Source organism: Sphingomonas sp. BL-S-30, from assembly GCF_055521475.1.
In genome coordinates this window covers 3,880,898-3,900,952 of record NZ_CM145481.1, presented here as the reverse complement: position 1 = coordinate 3,900,952, position 20,055 = coordinate 3,880,898, and the positions used below count along the sequence as shown (strand labels likewise).

The following is a 20,055-nucleotide window of genomic DNA, read 5'->3' as shown; positions in this document are numbered from 1 at the left end:
TCGTGTCATGTCGCCACCGCCTCGATAAGGGCGATGTCGAGCGAAGTACGCACGATCCGCTCGATCCGGAAACCCGCCCGTGCCAGGAAATCGGCATATTCCCCGGCCCGGCGAACGCGTCCGTTGACGGTCGCGAGCAGGAGCAGGTCGAACGCCTTGCCTTCCATACCCTGATCGTCATCGGCGATCACGTCCTCGACGATCAGCAGGCGGCCATCCGGCGCCATCGCGCTGCGGCAATTCCCGACGATCTTCAGGGCCTGTTCCTCGGGCCAGTCATGCAGGACGTGCGACAGCAGATAGGCATCGCACCCGTTGGGCACCGCTTCGAAGAAATCGCCGCCCATGACCCGACAGCGCTCGTCCAGCCCGAGCCGCTGCATCGACGCACGGCCGGCCTCCGCATTGGCCGGCAGGTCGAACAGAACCCCCTCGAGATGGCGGTTCGCGAGCAGGACGGCAGCGAGGAGATTGCCGGCGCCGCCGCCGATATCGGCGATCCGGCGGATGGGGCCGAAATCATAGGCGGCAACGATCGCATCCGGCTCATCGCCATGGAAGCCGATCATCGTTTCGCGCACCTGCCGCGCAGTGTCGGCGCGGTCATGATCGTACATTGCGCGCGGCCGGGCATCGAGCAGCGCCGAACGCCCCGTCCGGATGCTGTGGGAGAGTTTGCCGACCGCGTTCCACATGCCCGGCACCCCCAGCGCGCGGACGGCGCTGCGGAGATTGCTCGCATCGCTCGACCGCAGCGCCACACCGAGCGGGCCAAGCGAGAAGCGCCCGTCCGGTCCTTCCGCAAAGAATCCATGGCCGGTCAGAGAGCGCAGCAGTCGATAAACCGCGAGTTCGTCGGCGCCGCTTTCCCGCGCCAGTTCCGCCGCGGTCTTCGGCGCATGTTCCAGCATGTCGGCAAAACCAATGTCGGCGACTATCTGCACCGCGCGCGCCACGATATGGGCGCCGGCCAGGCCGAGCACCTGAGCACGGATGCTGCCGCCCGTCAAAGTCCCACCTGAAGGCTTTCCGGCGACAGCGCCGTCTCGGTCGCGAAATAGCGTATCTCGTCGAGCGGGTGGAGCGACCGCAGGGTCGATGAGCGGCGCAACAGGGTCGCGACCGCGATATTGACCGTCGCGCGGCCGATCTGCGCCCCGATACAGGCATGGGCGCCGGAGCCGAACGCGAAATGCCGGCTATTGCCCCGATCGAGCCGAAGCCGGTCGGCCTGCTCGAACTGCGCTGGATCGCGGTTGGCCGCGCTCAAGCACAGCCGAACCTCGGCGCCTGCCGGGATGGTCACCCCGTCAAGCTCGACATCGGCCCGCGCCACACGCGGCACCATATGCTCGGGCGGGTGGAGCCGCAGCACTTCCTCGACGAACGGCCGGACCAGGGTGGGATCGGTGCGGAGCGACTGCTGGTTCCGTTCGTCCTCGATCATGCGCAGAACCGCGCGGGCAATGACGCGCTGGGTTGTCGTGGTGCCGGCCAGCCACATCAGCCGGACGAGGCTCCGCGCCGACGCCTCGGGAACCTGCGCCTCGATCAGCGCGCCGAACATCGAGGAACGGTGTGCCATCGCATCGAGGCTCGTAATGAAATCGGCGAGAGGATCGGCTGTGTCCATGGAGCGCAGTTCGGCGGCGACGATATCCTCCACCCCCACCGCGTCGAGGCCGAGCAGGTCGGCGGTGATGCCCCGGCTGATCGGGATGCCAAAGTCGGAAACCATGTCCAGCTCGGGCCGTACCAGCGCATCGGCCAGCCGCGAGGCCGTTTCCTCCAACCGCGCCGTCACGGCGGGGGAGAAGAGCCTGGCGACCGTGCGCCGCATCGCCGTCTGTCCCGGCGGATCGGCGGCGAGCAGCACGGCGTCAACATCGCGATAGGGCGCGTTGGAGAAATGCTCGGGCCGCGCAAAGGCCGAGCGGACCGCCTCATGCCCCAGTACGATCCAATAATCGTGGCAGGGGAGGAACAGCACCGATCCCTCCCGCCGCAGCGCCTCGTAATACGGAAACGGATCGCCGACGACGAGCGGCGCGCGCAGGTCGATCGTCGCCGCCGAGAGGGGGGGCGCTGCCGGCGGCGGGCGACGCAACAGCGGCCGTACGCGGTGCGCGACGGCGGCGACATATCGCCTCATGGACCTTCCCCCTTTCGTTGCCCCCCGCCCAAGGCGATCCGCGGTCGGCCAGGGCAGCATATGCCCGCGATACTTCAGATGGTGTCGATATAGATCGGCCTGCCATCCCGCAACGCGCTGGGGAACGTGACGCCGTCACTGACATTTTTCAGTGACGCGATAGAGCGGGGCGCGGCGGCCGTCGCGGTCGGTTGGGGCATCACCGTCGCACCGGGTTGACACGGTGGAGCAGCCTTCGCCATTCCACACATTCGGGACACAAAATAACAAGGGACATTTGCTGATGCGGTTCGGGTTCGCGCTTCTCGCCACGACGCTCCTTTCCTCCATGGCGGTCGCTCAGTCGACGCCGACTGCCGAGCCAGCCAGGGATGTCTCGGCACCGGGCGGCGACATCCCGGCCAAATTCACGCCGCCCACCGTGAATTACAATTACGAGAAGCGCGACGTGATGATCCCGATGCGCGACGGGGTGAAGCTGCACACCGTCATCATCGTCGCCAAGGGCGCGAAGAACGCGCCGATCCTGCTGACCCGCACGCCCTATAATGCTTCGGGCCGCGTGGTGCGGATGGACAGCCCGAACATGATCTCGACGCTGCCCGAAGGCGACGAACTGTTCGTCAAGAACGGCTATATCCGCGTCTTCCAGGACATTCGCGGCAAATACGGCTCCGAGGGCGATTATATCGTCACCCGCCCGGTGATCGGCCCACTCAACAAGACCAAGACCGATCATGTCACCGACGCATATGACACGATCGACTGGCTGGTGAACAAGGCGAACCTGCCTGAGTCCAACGGCAAGGTCGGCATGCTCGGGTCGAGCTATGAAGGCTTCACCGTCGTCATGGCGCTGCTCAACCCGCACCCCGCGCTGAAGGTCGCGGCGCCCGAGAGCCCGATGATCGACGGCTGGATGGGCGACGACTGGTTCCATTACGGCGCGTTCCGCCTGACCAATATCGGCTGGCTCGCCTCGCAGACCGGCTACAAGGCCGCCGGCAAGTCGGCGACGTCACCCGCCTGGGACGATTACGATACCTTCCGCAAGGTCGGCTCGGCGGGCGACTGGGCCAAGCAGTCGGGCTTCGACCAGCTGCCATACTGGAATCGCATGTCGCAGCACCCGGCCTATGACGAATTCTGGTCGGGCCAGGCGCTCGACAAGCTGCTCGCCGCCGCGCCCTCCAAGGTGCCGACTTTGTGGGAACAGGGCATCTGGGACCAGGAGGACATGTACGGCGCGATCCACGCCTGGGAGGAGCTCAACAAGGTCGGGCATGGCGGCAATAATTTCCTGCTGATGGGCCCGTGGCGCCACAGCGGCTTCAACTATAACGGCTCGTCGCTGGGCGTGCTCAAGTTCGACGGCGACACCGCGCTCCAGGCCCGGCGCGACGTGTTGCTGCCCTTCTTCAACGCCTATCTGAAGGACGGCGCGCCCGCCTTCACCCCGCCAGCGGTGACCTTCTACAATACCGGCGAGAACAAATGGGACCGGTTCGACAAATGGCCGCTCGCCTGCGACACCGGCTGCGCCGCGCCGATGAAGCCGATCTACATGGCGGGCGACTGGGGCCTCAGCTTCGACAAGCCCGTGGTCGGCGACGACTCCTATGTCTCCGACCCCGCCAAGCCGGTGCCGCATCTGCCGCGCCCGGTGAATTTCGGCGATGGCCGCTGGCAGAGCTGGCTGGTGAGCGACCAGCGCCACGCCGACGGCCGCCCGGACGTGCTGACCTATGAGACGCCGGTGCTGACCAGCCCCGTCACCGTGTCGGGCGTGCCGATGGCGGACATCTATGCCAAGACGACCGGCACCGACGGCGACTTCGTGGTGAAGGTGATCGACGTCTATCCGGACGAAGTCGCGACCGACAAGACGATGGGCGGCTATCAGCTCGCGGTCAGCCTCGACATCTTCCGCGGCCGGTATCGCGACAGCTTTTCCAGGCCGAGCGCGATCCCGGCGGGCAAGGTGCAGCGGTACAAGTTCCGCCTGCCCGCGGTGAACCATGTGTTCCAGCCGGGCCACAAGATCATGGTCCAGATCCAGTCGAGCCTGTTCCCGCTCTATGACCGCAACCCGCAGACTTATGTGCCGAACATCTTCTATGCGAAGAAGACCGACTACAAGAAAGCGACCGTGACGATCGAACGCGGCGGCGCGACGCCGAGCGCGGTGTGGCTGCCGGTGGTGTCCGGGGCGGAGTAACCGCCTGCGCCGCCGGCGGACAGATCGCAGCCTGCGCCCGGCTCGGCGCGCGCCTGGCCAGGGGCGACGGTGTTCCGAAGGACGGGGCCGGCGCACATCCGCGGGCTTGAACGGATGATCGGGCGTTCCGGGACTGCCCGCCGTCACGCCGGTGCTTAGTCGCGCGACGCTCGATTTTCCGATGACCACCAGGCGAAAACCTCCTCCTGCAACCCGCGCACGAACGCCAGCGCCTCCCCGCCCGTCCAGGGACCATCATAGCCATGCCGCATGGCGATGCCGCCGACCCACCAGCCCTGGCCGGGCAGCCCGTCGGATTCGCGGACGACCAGCACCGCCAGTCCCGGCTCGCCCGCGGCGGCGCCCGCGCTGTCGATCGCGTCGAGCGTCTTGCATACGGCACGCATTTTCGGCCGGGTGAACCGGTGACCCAGCTCGGCCAGCAAATGCGAATAGCTGATCGGCTCGCCAGCTTTGGCCGAGGCGATCAGGATGGCACGGACGCGCGCCACGTCGCCGATCGCATCATCGGCGGGAGAGGGCGGGTGGGCCGGGCCGTCCAGGGCAGTGCGCGGTTTGCTCATCACCGTGGATGATGGCGCATCGCGTTTCGCTTCGCGAGGGCCTATTGTTCGGGCAGGTCGATTGCAGATCGGGCAATCGACGCGGCCAATTCCTTGTGCGGATATGTCAGCCATTATGCCGACGAGCGAGTGGTCCGGGGCGTGCGCAGGCTGCCCGCGAAACGACCTGATGGCCAGCCGCGGCGTCCGGCCATCCCTGACATTCGAACGGTAGCTCTTTGACAAAACGGGGAAGCGGCTCGATACATTAGCGTAATTTCGAGAGGGGGCTCCACACATTTTGTCGACTGCTGGTATTGTAGCGCCCTTATTGGAAGGCGACCCGATAGCTGGCTCGACGGTGTTCCGCCCGTCGCCCTGCCGGAGAGCGCGAAGCTGCCCGATGGCCATGACGATGCCCGGCCATGACAATCCGGCTTTGAACAGCAAACCGGGCAGCTGGAGATCGCGACCGGCCGCTATGCTGATGCGGTTGGTCGTCAGCCGGTGCGAAGCACGGGACGCGGCAGCGGTGAAGGAGGCCCAGCACAAAATGCCTGGGATATTCCGATTGGTCCCGGCTTACCGGCGCTCCAATCCCTTCGTGATCGCAGCATCAAGCAACGCATGCGTCATTGCAGTTCCGCTATCAGATAAGTGCCGCGAATCGAAGAACGCCAGCCTGTTGTCGGGAGCCAGTATCTGCACCCCGCCGTCAGGCGAGGCAAAGAGGTTAGCTACGTCAACGACCGTCACACGGTTGCCAGCAAATCCGGATGCTGTCGTAAGTGCCGCTATCCTCTTTCGTCGCGCACTCAGCGGCTCAAGGTAGGGCGCGTGTAAGCCGTTTCGGATGTTCTCTCTATTCACATTGTCGGGCAATATTGGGGGTTGCATGACAACGATTACATGCTTCGTGTGCGTTAGCGAAGTCGCGATTGTTTTCTGCAACACCTCCGGGCCACTCATTTTTTCGGCCCAATTGTCTATAAGCACGACCAAGTCGGGTTTCTTCTCAGCCATAAGCCTCGCCACTGTCGGCCAGCTTGTGTTTGCCGCGTCCGGCAACTGGTTCTTCCCGGCGGCGCCGACTGCGTAAAGCGTGAGCCCATGCTCTTTGGCGATCTCAGCGATTTCGGTGCCGTACATCGCCGCCTCGCTATCGCCAGACAGGAGGATGCTGCCCTTGTTGCCGCCGGCGACAACAAAGCCCCCGCGGGGAATGAGGCGCGTAGGCACGTCATAGTAGAGCGAGGTTCGTAGCCACACGCCGCCAGCCGCGACTGCGGCGATCACCGCAACAGTCCCGCCGAACAGGCGCCAGCGGCGCCCAGGGTTGTTGAGGAACGCGCGCGCCGGCGTTTCCACCAGGCGATAGCTCGTCTCGGTAAGCACTAGTGTGACTGCAACCTTGACCGCCGTCCTGCCCAATTCGCCGCTTTGGAACATCTCGTAGTCGACAAAGGAAAAGACGGGCCAATGCCACAGATACAGGGAGTATGACCGCTTGCCGATCGCTACCATCCAAGGCCGCGCAAGGAGCCGCAATGGTGCCGGGCCTCCTTCACCTACGGGGGCGATAAGCAACGCTGTGCCGAGGACTGGAAGGGCGGCCATCCATCCTGGAAACCCAGCGCCTTCATTCAACGTTGCGACCGCGAGAGCGATCATCACGGCGCCGATCCAAGCGGCCCCTGCTGCGCTCTTTGCTTCCAGCTTGCCGCCCTCCGCTCGGTACAGCGCCAAGCTTGCGCCGATCAGCAACTCCCATGCCCGCGTTGGGAGCAGGTAGAATGCCCATGTCGGACGGATGGGTGTGAGCCAGACGCAAGCCGCGAAGCTTACGGCAGCGATAAGCAGCAGGACCGCCAGCGGTCGCCTGACCAAGCGCATCAGGAAATACAAAAAGATCGGGAAGATGACGTAGAACTGTTCCTCAACGGCCAACGACCAATAATGAAGAAGCGGCTGCGCGTCGGCCGAAATCTGGAAATAGCTCCCCTGTGACAGGAGCTTGAAGTTTATGACCGAGAGAACCGCAGCCGCGCTGCTCACGCCGACAGAGGCGAGATCCTGCGCTGAATAGATGAAATAGCCTGCTGCGAACGTCGCTAAGACCACTAGGATCAGTGCTGGGAAAATCCGCGAGATGCGGCGCTGATAGAAGCGAGCGATCGAAAAGCGGTCTCGAGCGATGTCATAAAGAAGAATCGAGCTAATTAGATAGCCCGAAATCACGAAGAATACGTCGACGCCCACGAACCCGCCAGGCAGGATAGATCTTTTTAGATGGAAGAGAAAAACGGACAGAACCGCAACGGTGCGAAGTCCGTCGATCTCCGGCCAATATTGCCAACGCGGTTGACCGTCCGCAGGGCCGTCCGGCTCAAGATGCGTCATCGTGTCCCCCTCGTCCACGCGCATAGCGACCATTGCAGGAGCGAGGAAGGTGTAGCGTTCCGCTAAGCGAGGTCCGCTCCCGCATATTGAGCCATCACGCCTGCGGCCATGCGATCAATGGTGTACCCCCGTGCGGTCATAATTTCGCGGCCAAAAAGCGCGCGTTTCCGTAGCTCAGGATCTTGAGCTGCCTCTCGGACGCGCGCCACAAGAGCCGGTATGTCGAAGACGTCGACCATAGTGCATCCAGGAAGCGTCGCCATAACCTCGCTTCCACCGGAGGAGGTGTCATAGCCCAGCACGGCAACCCCATTCGCTAAAGCCTCCAAGACGACCAGACCGAAGGGCTCGCGGCTTGATAGCATCAACAGCAAATCGCTCGCCTGCCAGACCTCTTCCGGTTTGGTCACGAAGCCGAGAACGGAAACGTTTTGCGTCAGATCTCTATCGAGGATGCGCCGCCGGGCTTCGTCAAGGTCGCTGCCCTCGCCTGCTAGCAAGAACCTCAAGTCGGCCATGTCGCGCAATTGGTCTGCGATTTCAATAAAGTCGAAAAGCCCCTTCTCTCGCTCGGCACGACCCAGGAACGTGACCGTAAAGGGGCTGTGCCGGTCCTTCGGTGGTGAAGCGAACTTGCCCGGGTCAATCCCGTTGTGAACGACGCCTAGCCGGCGGGGCGTGACAAGGCGCCGATCAGCCCATTCATCGGCTACCGAATGACTGATAGCTATCGACCTGCGCGCCCAAAGACGCCGCGCCAGATTGATAGCGAGATCGCGCGGGCCACTCTTTGGATATACGTGAAGGTGGGAAACCCAACGCTTTCCGTAAGATGCAAGGATCGGCGATGCCCAGATCGGCTCGCAATGGCTATGGATTATCGCGCCGCGATTAGCTCGCAGCTCTGCTTTCAAGCGCGCGGACTTGCCGACCTTGCCGCCGGACAAGGCAACGACCTCTATGCCGGCATCCTCGCACCGAGCGATTACCCGCTCCGAATGGGCTAAGAGTATGATCTTGACACTCTCTCCCGCTACCTTCTGCGCCTTAGCTAGGTCCACGACCAGGGTCTGAAGGCCGCCGAAGGGCTCGGGCGGCATTACGTGGACGATGGATCTGGCTGCGGTCATGATGCGGCGTATGCCATCGCGCCCAATGGCCGACAAGCGGCGGACATCTAGCGTTCCACCTCGATTGCACCTCAGCCACCCTAGTTGTGTAGACCCGGACTCTGATGGCGCATCTTCGATCCTGAATCGTCAGGAGGAGGATGCCCTATGGCAAGCGTTCTTCACGGCAGCGCCCGCACGACGCTGTGTCTTCGAGCCGAGTTCCAAGCGTCGAAAAGGAGCACCCGAGCCCTTGCCACCCGCTACGGCGTGAACCCCAAGACGGTGGGCATCCGCGCGGAGATCGCCGCGGCTGGCGTCGAGGCGGTCATCCCCGCCGAGAGCAATTGTCGCATACCCATCCCGAACGATCGCGAAAAATACCGCTGGCGCAATCTCGTCGAGCGCTTGTTCAGCAAGCTCAAGAACTGGCGGCGCGTCGCCACCCGCTACGACAAAACCAAAGAGCCCTACCTCGGCTTCGTCGCTCTCGCTTCAATCGAACTGTGGATACCCTTTGTCCACGACGCCTACGCTGTGACGGCGTCCGTAAATTGTTCGACAGTAAGTAATCTCGGGATTAATATATTGGGGCCGTTGATGATCCTTGCGATTTCTGCAGCGGTGTTCATTTGGTTTTGAGCGGTCGCTGCTCGATAGGTTGAGCCCGCGCGACAAGGCCTAGCACTCGCGTGCCTTTCGCGCCGCCGCACATCCCGCGAAGGGCAGACCAGCGGAATCCCGACGCGTTATGGAACGGTCGAGGTGGTAGTTTTACGGGTCTGATGCGACTGTACCTGTGACGGCCGCGTGCGTATGCTACCCGGTGTTGCGTGAGTGAGGAGAGTCGTAATTCAGGTCGGAGCGTTGAACCCGACGGGTGAAGCTAGCGCGCCGGTGAGCCCGGCGACCATGTCCCTTGTCGTCCTGATTGTATTGGCCACCCTCATTGTGATTCCGTGGTTAATTCTGAAGTACCGGGGACGAAAGACCCGTGATCACCGTCGTGCCGGTAGAAGGCAGAGGATCGACTTGTTCGGCGAGGATCGACGGTGACGTTGAAGCGCTATTCGCTGCTTTCGTGCAGGCTTGGGAAGCGCCGGCGCACCAATACCGACAGGATGCAAAAGTCGAGCGCGAGCGACGCGCGGCGGGGTTATGCGAAGAGTGTGGTGAGAGGCCGGCGTCGACAGGGCCGATCTATAGAAGTCGCTACTGTGAGATTCATCGTGTTCTGGATTATCCCTGAACCGCGTTCTTTACCAAGCATGTCGGCAAATTCGGTGGAGCGATCCTGGATATGATTGCATCGGGCGGCGGTGCGATCTCAGGGATGATCGGCAGACACCGGATGCGGGCAGGCATCAACCGCGGCGAGCGTCGTTTTCGCGCCGTCGATTGCAGCCTGTCGCGCGACCAGGTCTTTGATCGATCCAGCAGCATTGATCGTCGTGACGGCCGAGAGCCGGACCGACACTTGGTGTGAACAGACATAGCTCGAGAGATTGCGATCGGAGACGCACGCGGAAAGAGCGAGCAGGCCACCAAGGAAGAAGAGTACCTTCAAGTCACTGGTCCTTTGTCGTGAGGTTGACGTCGCCGCCATCGGTCGCGGCGACGGAGGATCGGGAGGTCGGGATGCGCAGGACGCCGATCAGGCCCCCGGTGATCGTGCCAAGGCCGAAGGTTTCCATTTTTCCAATGACGGCGTCGCTGGCGATGCCGGCTAGCACCGCGACGGTGAAGACGATCACCAGCGCGCCGAGCGTCGACAGATAGGCTATCAGCTGCTCACGTGGCGTCATTTCACTACCTCGAGGTCGTGATCCTCGCTTGCCCAGATGCGCTCTCGGATGGCTCGCGGCAGGACAATGCAGCCTTGGCTCGCGGACTGGTTGCCCAGGCGGTTATCGCCGTGGATCCGGAAAGCGGTGCGGCCCAGCGGGTCAGTGCCCGGCGCGGGCTCCAGCACGATCGAGAACGGCCCGGTATTCGGGCTGTCCCGGACCTCCGTCAGGCGCCACCGGCCGCGCGGTATCGGGCCGATGCTCGACCTGTCCTGCAGCGCTGGATTGTTCACGCCGCGGCTGCGGCCCGAATAGCCATTCGACACGAACGTGCCATCCTTCCAGAGTTCGCCAGCGGACTGGTCCCATCTCCACATCACATTTTCCCTTTCAGCAGAGCCCACAGCGCGACGCCCGCCGTCGCCAGCCATCCGATCACCGGCGACTTGAGCAGCCAGCCGCCGAAGCCCATGGCGCCATCGCGCCGGTTCTTGTCCGCCTCGAGCTTCGCAACCCGCTCTTCGAGATCCTTGATCTTTGCGGGCAGGCCGGCGGCCCCGCCGCGCCATTCTGTCAGGCTGTCGATCTTTGCAGCCATGTTGCTGACGTTGTGAATGAGCTCCCGTAGCTGACCCTTCATCTCGCCCAGCATCATACCTGTGGTATCAATTGGGACCGTCATCGTGCGCCTCCTCGTTGCAAGGGAGCGGGGCGGGTATACGCTCAGAGCATGCTCCGGACCCTACGGCACGCTCTCTCGGCGCCTTTCCAAGCTTGGGCGAAAGCTGTGCGCGAGATGAAAGAGGACCAGGCGCGGAATAACGCGGCAGGCCGGTGTCTCGACTGTGGAAAGCGCCCGCCAGCCACGAATGGGCAAGCCTGTATTGAGTACTACGGGGCGAACGCGGCGCCATAATCACAGGCCGAGCCCGATTAGCGCGCTGTTGAGGGCGGCTTCGAAAGGGATCCAGCCCGCGGCGTTCAAATGGACACTGTCGCGCAGGTGTAGGTCCGGCGTGGTGCTTATCCAGCCAGAGGTGTCGATATAGAAGATGTTGGTGTCGCCGGCGGCCACTCGCGCGGCCACCGCTGCTTGAATGCGGGCGTTGTAGGCGACGCGGTCCGCATCCGAATAGGGTGTGGCATCGAACCGCGCTCGGTAGTGGTTATGGATGCCGAGGCAGACGATCGGTGCCGTCGCGTTCCCCGCGCGCTGGTTTGCCGTCATAGCCGTATAGTCGGCTTGCAGCGTCGCGAGTGGGGTCGAGAAATAATAATCGTTCACACCGAGCATGTTGACGATGATGTTGGCGGCCTGCGACAGGCCCGAGGTCACCAAGGCTGTGTTATCCCGGCCCCAGGTCGAAACTTTCTGCCCGCCCACGCCGCGTCGGATATTGGCCCAACCCCGGCGCTTGGCGAGCAGGAAGGACGCATGGGTGCGCGCATCTTCACCGGCCAGCATTTCGGTGTTGCTGTCGCCGTACCAGACATAGCGACTCTTGTTCGCGTGCGCTGCTGCGGTGAGCGTGTCGACTAGGATAGCGAAGCAATAGAAAAACCGGCCGGAATCGATGGGCCTGATTTCATATTCATGCGTGCCGGAAAGGCCAGTCGCCAAGGTGACACGTTCCATGGACGACAGATTCGGAAGGGTGATTACGCCCAGCGAGACACCGTCGCGCAGCAACTCGACGCGGCTCGCGCCCGTTACGCAATAGAGCCAGGCACTGACGCTCGTGGTCGTGGCACCGAACCGATGCCCCTCTCCACATGATGTGCTGAAGTAGCTGGTGCCGGCTGACGGAGTATAGTTGCCGGTGAAATTGTCCGGAGCGCCATCCTTCGAGATATAGGAGGCGTAGGCGGCGTCGTGGACACGATAGTAATTGGCAATATCCGCGGGCCGCGCGAGATTAGGGGCCGTCCCGCTCACCCGCATAGCTATATCGCTGTCAATCGCGATCCCCTTGATCCGGACACGATGCGGCCCATCCGGAAGCCCATTGAACAAGGGAACATAGGACCATCCCGCCGGCGCCGTAAAGGTGGACGCTACTCCATCGACCGTAATGGTATAGGTGCCCGCGAACAGCAGCGCATCGGCCCCTGTGCCGGCCATAATCGTCTCAACGTAGCTGTTGCTGATGCCGGACGATTGCACGAAAAGCACGACATTGTGGCCGCCCGAGAGCGTCGGCCCCGTGAAGTCCCCGAGTTTAGCGATAGCAGTGTCGGCGAAAGTAAAGAACGCCGTCGTCGCGAGCGGGATATATTCAATATAGCTTCCCGCCTTGACGATCGTCGCCGTCGCGTCTGAGATGTTCTGTGCCCATTTGAAGGTGAAGAATCCCGCAGTCGGACCGTTGTGGATCGTCGCGCTGAACTCAATGGAACCGGAACCCGAGGCACCGTCGATGCTGATATCGGCAGCGCTGTAGACTGTGTCGACCGAGATGCCGCTATAGGCACTCGCGCCAGGCGCCAGGGCATTGCGGTTCACCTGCACGCTGGTGGGAGCCGGAGGCCCAATGTGCCGCCACTTCATGTCACCGGCGTTGGACGCGGAATAGTTGATGTGCCCACGCAGGATCATCAACGAATTCGCGCCAAGTGGCACGGCAAGATCGGGGTCCGAAATCAAAACGGTCGAGGATACGACCGCCGTATCGAGCGGCTTTGCGGCCCGCCGGGGTTGGAAGGCAAGAAGGCTTTCGATCGCATCTCGATCATCGGCGACCTGCGCGCCAGCCTGCTCAGACCGTATCGCCGCCGACTCCGAACGGGCCACATCGCTGGCGACTGTGACCGCATCGTTGGGCGCCCAAACGAAGCCCCCCGGACCATATCCGAGGACGCGAGTTTCGCTTTGAGGGAGAGCAGGAAGATCCGCCGCCTCCGTCCCACGGGGAAATCTCAGCGCTCGACTTGCCGCATCTTTGAGCACTAAATCGCGAATTGCCGCGCGCCGATTGATCGTGTTCACCGTCGAAAGGTTATAGGCGCCCTGATCGGCAAACTCGCTGGCCTGGAGGAAGTCCGGCTCGGAAACGAGGAGGATCGCCGCCCCACTGGCCGGGGCCGTGGTGAAGGTCACCGTGCCGGAAACGTCCCCGAAGGCGACCGAAAAGTCAGCGCCATAGGCCTTGCGGATCCCATCGACATAGACGCCGACGTCCGTCGCGGCGACGACCGAGAAGTTGAAGGTGAAATCGGTTTTCGAGCCGGTCCCAAACTGGGGGGCGCTCGAAACATTCGGACTGATTGCGGCCACGCGACATCTCCTGTGATGAAGGAGGCATAAGGGGTGCGGGGAAAGGTTTGAATCGATCCGCGGATTGTCCGAAGCTCGGCAACCGCTACGGTTATAAGCGAGGCTAAGATGCTAGAACCCCGCTTTTGCATTGCTCATCGCTCTGATATCGTCGGCGGATGAACAAGCCTGCAGATTATAATTGGACCGGGGCGCCAGTTCACACCGCCACCTATCTTCACGAAATCGTTCTGAGTGAGGCTCGGCAGGCTCACGCCAGAACTATCCTTGATGTCGGGTGCGGGAATGGGCAGCTCGTCGCGCGGCTCCTAGAAGAAGGCTTTGATGCCATGGGCGTCGACGGCGACGAGGGTGGCGTCAGCGTTGCGCGCGGAATGTTCCCGTCGATACGGTTCGACGTCTCCCTTTTCAGCGATACGCCGCCGGGGACGTTTGACATGGTCTGTTCGACTGAGGTTGTCGAGCATCTCTACGCCCCGCACGAACTGGCCCGATATTGCTTTGATTCCCTTAATCCGGGCGGAAAGCTTGTCATTAGCACACCGTATCATGGTTATTTGAAGAACCTGGTGCTGTCGCTGGCCGGAAAATGGGACAGCCATTTTACCGCGCATTGGCACGGCGGGCATATCAAGTTCTGGAGTCGGAAAACGCTAAGCAAGCTTCTCGCCGATGCTGGATTCGAAGTGGTGCGGTTTCGAGGGACCGGTCGCTTTCCTTTCCTGTGGAAAAGCATGGTCCTTGTCGCCCACCGGCCGCTCGCGCACGGATAGTCGCCGGGCTGGAGTTTTCGCATCCGTCACGCCGGCGATGCCGACCCGGTTCCGCTTCGTGGGGACTGTCGGCATCTCAGCGTGCCGATCATGTATTGCGGGAAGTGGCGGCCATGCGCTCCTCCTGAGTTCAGGAGGGGCTTAGGGCGGGGACGGCGTAGGTTGAATCAATCGGCGCCAGCCGGAGATAGATCCAGAATTCGACCTATTATTGCGTTTGTCTGTGCGTCCTCCAAAGCTGTGACATAGTAGAAGGCCGAGTCGGGAGCGAAACGTTCGGGGCGGGAACGGTTCCTTAGGTCTATGTCGTCCAGACATGGGCGGTGGCACGAAGATGGGGAGCGGCCGGATGCGACAAACGACTTTGTCCGTGGCGCTGGAGGTCAAGCCGGAGAGCCATGACAAGCTCTCCGCCCTGATCGACCGGCTGCACGACAGCGGCAGCACGACGGGCACGGCCGGCGACTATGCCGGGTTCATGGCGGGCGTGCCCTCGGTCCACTTCCTCTCGATGAGCGTGTTCCCCGGCGAGGATTATGATCCGCTGTTCGTGCTCGAGGCCAATTTCGACGGCAGGCCGAGCGTATTCTGGGGCCAGCTCGAGGCAGCGATCGGGGCCGATCTGCGCGCCATGCTGCGCTGCTGCAAGCGTCCGCTCGATCCGTGCGGGCCGCTCTACGATGCGGTGACCGCGCCCGATTCCCGTGCGCCGGTCGCGCCCTATTTCCAGGCGCGCTCGCTCGAACCAAGCGTCTATCACCACGGCAATCGCGGCATGACCCGCGACCGGATCCTGACCGAGCGCGACCTGTTCCGCGCCACCCGGACCGAGATCGCGACCGCCAATGGCACGGGTCCCAGCCCCTATCGCGGCGAGGTTACCCCGGTCGAGATCCACCGCCATCTCCGCTCGGCATTGCTGCCGGCCTTTCCCTGGCTCGCCGAACGCGCGCCGGCCCGCGTTCCGTTCCTCACGCGCTGCGGCGATTATCTGAAGGTGGCGGGCTTCGCCCTGCTCGTCTTCCTGGCGCTCGCGCTGCCGGGGCTGATCCTCGCGCCGATGATGCCGGACAACCGCTTCTACCTGCTGCTCGCCTTTGGCATCCTCTATTGCGGCATCCGCCTCTACATGATCCGCGAGCCGCTTCCCGGCACTGACACGGCTGGCAAGTTCAACCTGATCAGCGCGCTGTTCAAGCCGCAGACCCTTATCCTGATCCTGGTCGGCGGCATCCTTTATGCCGTGCTCGCCCCGCTGATCACCATCACCATCTCGCTGATGACCGGCCTGCCGCTGGCAGAGGCAAAGGATCATGCGCCGCGCATCACGCTGTTCGGCGTGCTCAGCGTGCCTTTCTCCGTGCTGCTGATCCTGTGCTGGCTGCGCTGGCTCGAACGGCGCGATTCCTCGCAGGATGCGCCGCCGATCGACGAGGAGATGGTGCGCCAGATGGCGCAGCGCGAGGACTGGATTCCGCAGAACCATATGGGCTCTGTCGTGCTGATCAAGCCGGGCGTGCTGCGCACGCTCATCGTGCGCGCCGGCCATCACGGGCTCGGCCTGGTGCTGCGCGCCATGCCAAACAGCGGCATTCGCGGCTATCTCGGCAGCATGCGCACGGTGCATTTCGCGCACTGGGCGTTCGTCAACAATGGCAGCCGGCTGATGTTCTTCAGCAATTTCGACCAGAGCTGGGAAAGCTATCTCGATGATTTCATCGAGAAGGCGCATGTCGGCCTGACCCTTGCCTGGGGCTGCGGCGTGGGCTTTCCGGCGACCCGTTTCCTCATCCAGGACGGCGCCAGCCACGGCCGCAAGTTCAAGGCCTGGGCGCGGCATTCCATGGCGGTCAGCCGCTTCTGGTACAGCGCCTATAGCGACCTGACCGTCGACCAGGTCGAACGCAACAACCGTATCGCCAACGGCCTGCGCAAGCCGTCGCTCAGCACGAAGGAGGCGTCCGCGTGGATCAACGACCTGTGAGCGGGACGCCGCGGAAAAAACCGCCGAGCTGGCAGTTGAAGGCGCCGCACTGCACCCTGACTCAGGGCCTGGTGGTCAGCGGCTTCGCTTCCTTGCCGACCGGGCGGGCGCTGTTTCTCGAATTCACCTGGAAGGGGAAGGGCAGCGGCGCCTGGCTCAAGACGGTGGAGCAACTCGCCCCCGTCACCGACGCCGATGGGCGCGACGCGCGGGCGACCGCCATCGCCTTCGCCTATGCCGGCCTGGAAAAGATGAACCTGCCGAAGTCGGCGCTCGAATCCTTCGCGGCGCCATTCCGCGAGGGCATGTTTCAGGAGGACCGGCTCCGTCGTCTCGGCGATCGGCGCAAGGGCGAGTGGCTCGGCACCGTCATCGAAGGGGGGCCGAAATGGAGCTCGAACGCGCGGCAACGCGGCGCCCTCACCACGGTCGAGGAAGCCCAGTCGAGTGCCAAGACCTCGACTGGGCACCGCGAGGAACAGATCGTCACGCCGATCACCGTCCACGCCCTGCTGCTGCTCTACGACAAGGATGAGGACAGCGCCGAGGCCTGGGCCGAACAGGTCGAGGCGGCATTGAAGCCGCACGACATTCAGGTGGTCCATCGCCTGCCGCTCGATCTTCGCCCCGACGACAAGGGCGTCGCGCGCGAACATTTCGGTTTTGCCGACGGCATTTCGCAGCCTGTCCCCTTCGATGACGACGCAGTCGTGCTCAACACCGGGGCGCCCGCGGTGCGCGATTACTGGAACGGGGTCCCGCTCGGCGAGATCCTGTTCGGCCACACCAACGGCCATCACGAAAAGGCGCCCGGGCCGGTCGTGCCCGACGATGACAAGGGTCAGGCCGCGGGCCTGCCACCGCACCCGCTGGCGGAGGGTTTCCTCGATTTCGGGCTCGACGGCAGCTACATGGTCGTGCGCGAGCTGAAGCAGGATGTCGTCGCCTTCTGGCAATCAATGCGCGACAATGCCGCGCACATCCGCGCGCGCGATCCGGAAGGCTCGGCGCATGTCACCACTACCTGGCTTGCCGAGCGCGTGGTCGGCCGCAACACCAAGGGCGATCTTCTCTGTCCCGCCGGCTATCTGCAGCCCGACGCCTATGACATGCCGGACAATGATTTCGGCTTTTTCGACCGCGACCTGCACGGTGTGGGCTGCCCGGCCGGATCGCATGTGCGCCGCTCCAACCCGCGCGACGGTCTCGCGCCGACGCCGGCCGACAAGCAGACCCTGCTCGATGCGGCGAACAACCATCGCATCCTGCGCCGCGGCCGCAAATATGGCGCGACGATCAGCGTGCCGCCCAAGGAGGACGGGGTCGATCGCGGGCTGCTCTTCATTTGCCTCAACACCGACATCGCCCGTCAGTTCGAGTTCGTGCAGCAGACCTGGCTGCTCAACCCGAACTTCGCGACCCTGTTCGACGAGACCGATCCGCTGGTCGGCCCCAAGGGCAAGATGACGATCCGCGAAAAGCCGCTGCGCCGGATCGTCGATGTCGACACCTTCATCCGCATGGCGGGCGGGGATTATTTCTTCCTGCCGAGCATGCCGGCCCTCCAGTATCTGGCGCTGCTATGAGCATCCTGTCCTCAACCCAGGTATTGCGGCCGGGGCCGAAGGGCCTCAAGCGCTGGCTCATGACGAAGGCGATGGCGGCGATGCCGTTCTTCTTCAGGCTGCTGCGCTGGCTGAAACCCATCCCCCATTTCGGCAAGACCTATGTCGCGACGCGCTATGACGATGTACGCGAGGTATTCGCGACCGATCCGGCCTTTGGCGTGATCTACAAGGACAAGCTCGACGTCATCATGGGCGGCGAGCCCTTCTTCCTCGGCATGGCGAACACGCCACAATATCAGGTGGACACCGCCGCAATGCGCAAGGTCGTGCGTCCGGGCGATCTTGCCCGCCTGGCGGCTGATGTCGAGGCGCGGGCGGAGGCGATCGTGGCCGGAGCGGGAGGCCGGGTCGAGGTGGTCGACACGCTGGTCCGGCGCGTGACCTTCGATTTCATCGCCGCCTATCTTGGCGTGCCCGAGCCCACCGGCGGCGACCTGCGCGTCTGGGGTACGCGCCTGTTCGAATATCAGTTCGTGGCGAGCGACGAGCCGCTGGTCGAAGAGGTCAAGGTGATCGCCCCGGCGCTCCGCGCGCATATCCAGGGCCAGATCGAGCAACGCCGTGGGAAACCCGGTGCCGACGACGTGCTGGGCCGCTGCCTTAAACTGCAGGAGGCGGGCGAGCCCGGCTATAGCGACGCGCAGATCCGCACCGCGCTGATGGGCTTCATCGTCGGTGGGCCGCCTCAGCCGCCGATGGTCGTGCCGCAGGCGATGGAGCAGTTGCTGCGCCGCCCCGATGCATTGAAAGGCGCCCAGGCGGCGGCGCGCGCCGGCGACGATGTGCTGCTGGCCGGCTATGTGCGTGAAGCGATGCGCTTCGATCCACTCGCCCCCGGCCTGCCGCGGGTCGCGCTCGAGGACTGGACGATCGCCAGCGGCACGAAACACCAGACCCGCGTTCCGGCGGGATCGACGGTGATCGCCGCGTTCGCCTCGGGCATGCGCGACGGCCGCCGCGTGCCCGATCCGGAGCGCTTCGATCCGCGCCGGTTGCCTCATGAATATATCCATTTCGGCTATGGGCTGCATCAGTGCTTCGGCATCCACATCAATAACGCGACGCTTCATCTGATGCTGAAGCCGCTGCTGAAACGCCAGAATCTGCGCCGGGCGCCGGGCGCGGCGGGCAAGCTGCGCAAGAGCGGCGCTTTCGCTGAATCGCTGACGGTGGAGTTCGACTGAAGCTGCGTGATTATGCGGGCCGGGCTCGCTAACAACGCGCATGGCTTCCCTCGAAACGATCGTCGCCGATATCGCGGCCGAAATGGCGGATGCGCCCGACCGCGGCATCGTGGCCGATTATATTCCGGGCCTTGCCGGAATCGACCCGAAGAAGTTCGGGATCGCGGTGATCGAGGCGGATGGCACCAGCCACAGGGCAGGCGATGCCGACGAACCCTTCTCGATTCAGAGCATTTCCAAGGTGTTCAGCCTTACGCTCGCGCTGGGTGCGATCGGCGACCGGCTATGGGACAGGGTCGGGCGCGAGCCGTCGGGCAGCGCGTTCAATTCGATCGTCCAGCTCGAGACCGAATCCGGCATCCCGCGCAACCCGTTCATCAATGCCGGTGCGATCGTCGTCGCCGACATGATCCTGGGCGCGCACGAGCCGATCGAGGCGATCGGCGAGATATTGCGCTTCGTGCGGTCGCTGGCGGACGATGACAGCATCTTCATCGACGAACGCACTGCAAGGGCGGAGCAGGACACTGGATTCCGCAATTTCGCGCTGGCCAATTACATGCGCGCCTTCGGCAATGTCCGCCAGCCGGTCGAACGAACCCTGGGTGTCTATTTCCACCAATGCGCGCTGGCGATGAGCTGCCATCAGCTTGCCCGCGCCGGCGGTTATCTGATGGCGGGCGGTGTCAACCCGGCGACCGGTCACTCGATCGTCTCGACGCAGCGCGCACGGCGCATCAACGCGCTGATGATGACCTGCGGCCATTATGACGGCTCGGGCGAGTTCGCCTATCGCGTCGGCCTGCCCGGCAAGTCGGGCGTCGGTGGCGGCATCCTGGCGATCGCGCCGGGCAAGGCATCGATCGCGGTATGGTCGCCGGGACTCAACGCGCGCGGTACGTCGCAGCTGGGGGCATTGGCGCTCGAGCGGCTGGTCCAACGAACTGGCTGGTCGGTGTTCGAGACTCCGACCGAGTAGGGGG

Annotated in this window: 16 protein-coding genes and 1 pseudogene; 7 read left to right on the top strand and 10 right to left on the bottom strand. The window is 63.5% G+C overall.

The window, feature by feature from the left end; translation table 11 throughout:
* Nucleotides 1-5: 5 nt before the first annotated feature.
* Both ACZ1I5_RS18175 and ACZ1I5_RS18170 read right to left on the bottom strand, forming a co-directional pair.
* A complete protein-coding gene (locus tag ACZ1I5_RS18175; RefSeq protein ID WP_465170649.1) occupies nucleotides 6-1,010 on the bottom strand; it encodes a methyltransferase in 1,005 nt (334 codons plus the stop codon).
* Complete coding sequence (locus ACZ1I5_RS18170; protein ID WP_465170648.1) at nucleotides 1,007-2,152, bottom strand: cytochrome P450; 1,146 nt, start codon at nucleotides 2,150-2,152, stop codon at nucleotides 1,007-1,009. The genes ACZ1I5_RS18175 and ACZ1I5_RS18170 overlap by 4 nt, the downstream gene beginning before the upstream one ends.
* A 283-nt stretch (nucleotides 2,153-2,435) precedes the next feature.
* Here ACZ1I5_RS18170 and ACZ1I5_RS18165 point away from each other — a divergent pair, with 283 nt between their 5' ends.
* Entirely contained in the window at nucleotides 2,436-4,370 is a 1,935-nt protein-coding gene (locus ACZ1I5_RS18165) for a CocE/NonD family hydrolase (protein WP_465170647.1), read from the top strand.
* Between the two features lie 155 nt (nucleotides 4,371-4,525).
* On the opposite strand, the gene ACZ1I5_RS18160 is transcribed toward ACZ1I5_RS18165, so the two are convergent.
* From ACZ1I5_RS18160 to ACZ1I5_RS18150, 3 genes are all read right to left on the bottom strand, one after another.
* Nucleotides 4,526-4,954: a ribose-phosphate pyrophosphokinase gene (locus ACZ1I5_RS18160; protein WP_465170646.1), complete on the bottom strand. Its 429-nt coding sequence runs from the start codon at nucleotides 4,952-4,954 to the stop codon at nucleotides 4,526-4,528.
* A gap of 561 nt (nucleotides 4,955-5,515) precedes the next feature.
* Nucleotides 5,516-7,333 carry an acyltransferase family protein gene (locus ACZ1I5_RS18155; protein WP_465170645.1) on the bottom strand — a complete coding sequence of 606 codons (1,818 nt, stop codon included), beginning with the start codon at nucleotides 7,331-7,333 and terminating at the stop codon, nucleotides 5,516-5,518.
* 62 nt (nucleotides 7,334-7,395) lie between these two features.
* Nucleotides 7,396-8,463 carry a glycosyltransferase family 4 protein gene (locus ACZ1I5_RS18150; protein ID WP_465170644.1) on the bottom strand — a complete coding sequence of 356 codons (1,068 nt, stop codon included), beginning with the start codon at nucleotides 8,461-8,463 and terminating at the stop codon, nucleotides 7,396-7,398.
* A gap of 147 nt (nucleotides 8,464-8,610) precedes the next feature.
* Here ACZ1I5_RS18150 and ACZ1I5_RS18145 point away from each other — a divergent pair.
* Nucleotides 8,611-8,730: pseudogene (locus tag ACZ1I5_RS18145) on the top strand (IS481 family transposase); the annotation flags it as partial.
* 1,039 nt (nucleotides 8,731-9,769) lie between these two features.
* On the opposite strand, the gene ACZ1I5_RS18140 reads toward ACZ1I5_RS18145, so the two are convergent.
* From ACZ1I5_RS18140 to ACZ1I5_RS18120, 5 genes are all read right to left on the bottom strand, one after another.
* Complete coding sequence (locus tag ACZ1I5_RS18140) at nucleotides 9,770-10,009, bottom strand: hypothetical protein (RefSeq protein WP_465170643.1); 240 nt, start codon at nucleotides 10,007-10,009, stop codon at nucleotides 9,770-9,772.
* Between the two features lies 1 nt (nucleotide 10,010).
* Nucleotides 10,011-10,247, bottom strand: coding sequence for a hypothetical protein (locus ACZ1I5_RS18135; RefSeq protein ID WP_465170642.1), 237 nt, complete (start codon nucleotides 10,245-10,247; stop codon nucleotides 10,011-10,013).
* Nucleotides 10,244-10,606, bottom strand: a complete 363-nt coding sequence (locus ACZ1I5_RS18130; protein ID WP_465170641.1) for a tlde1 domain-containing protein — start codon at nucleotides 10,604-10,606, stop codon at nucleotides 10,244-10,246. The genes ACZ1I5_RS18135 and ACZ1I5_RS18130 overlap by 4 nt, the downstream gene beginning before the upstream one ends.
* The gene (locus tag ACZ1I5_RS18125; RefSeq protein ID WP_465170640.1) at nucleotides 10,606-10,911 is read right to left on the bottom strand and encodes a hypothetical protein; all 306 of its coding nucleotides are present in this window, start codon (nucleotides 10,909-10,911) and stop codon (nucleotides 10,606-10,608) included. Before ACZ1I5_RS18125 ends, ACZ1I5_RS18130 begins: the two co-directional genes overlap by 1 nt.
* A 234-nt stretch (nucleotides 10,912-11,145) precedes the next feature.
* The gene (locus ACZ1I5_RS18120) at nucleotides 11,146-13,503 is read right to left on the bottom strand and encodes a GDSL-type esterase/lipase family protein (protein WP_465170639.1); all 2,358 of its coding nucleotides are present in this window, start codon (nucleotides 13,501-13,503) and stop codon (nucleotides 11,146-11,148) included.
* Between the two features lie 158 nt (nucleotides 13,504-13,661).
* Here ACZ1I5_RS18120 and ACZ1I5_RS18115 point away from each other — a divergent pair, with 158 nt between their 5' ends.
* The 5 genes from ACZ1I5_RS18115 (at nucleotide 13,662) to ACZ1I5_RS18095 (ending at nucleotide 20,051) form a co-directional block, all read left to right on the top strand.
* Nucleotides 13,662-14,276 (top strand): class I SAM-dependent methyltransferase, encoded by a 615-nt coding sequence (locus ACZ1I5_RS18115; protein WP_465170638.1) that lies wholly within the window; start codon nucleotides 13,662-13,664, stop codon nucleotides 14,274-14,276.
* A 349-nt stretch (nucleotides 14,277-14,625) separates the two neighbouring features.
* Nucleotides 14,626-16,260, top strand: coding sequence for a hypothetical protein (locus ACZ1I5_RS18110; protein ID WP_465170637.1), 1,635 nt, complete (start codon nucleotides 14,626-14,628; stop codon nucleotides 16,258-16,260).
* Nucleotides 16,242-17,846, top strand: a complete 1,605-nt coding sequence (locus ACZ1I5_RS18105) for a Dyp-type peroxidase (protein WP_465170636.1) — start codon at nucleotides 16,242-16,244, stop codon at nucleotides 17,844-17,846. The genes ACZ1I5_RS18110 and ACZ1I5_RS18105 overlap by 19 nt, the downstream gene beginning before the upstream one ends.
* Before the next feature lie 59 nt (nucleotides 17,847-17,905).
* Nucleotides 17,906-19,072 (top strand): cytochrome P450, encoded by a 1,167-nt coding sequence (locus tag ACZ1I5_RS18100; protein ID WP_465170635.1) that lies wholly within the window; start codon nucleotides 17,906-17,908, stop codon nucleotides 19,070-19,072.
* A gap of 40 nt (nucleotides 19,073-19,112) precedes the next feature.
* Nucleotides 19,113-20,051, top strand: a complete 939-nt coding sequence (locus ACZ1I5_RS18095) for a glutaminase (RefSeq protein WP_465170634.1) — start codon at nucleotides 19,113-19,115, stop codon at nucleotides 20,049-20,051.
* Nucleotides 20,052-20,055: the final 4 nt, after the last annotated feature.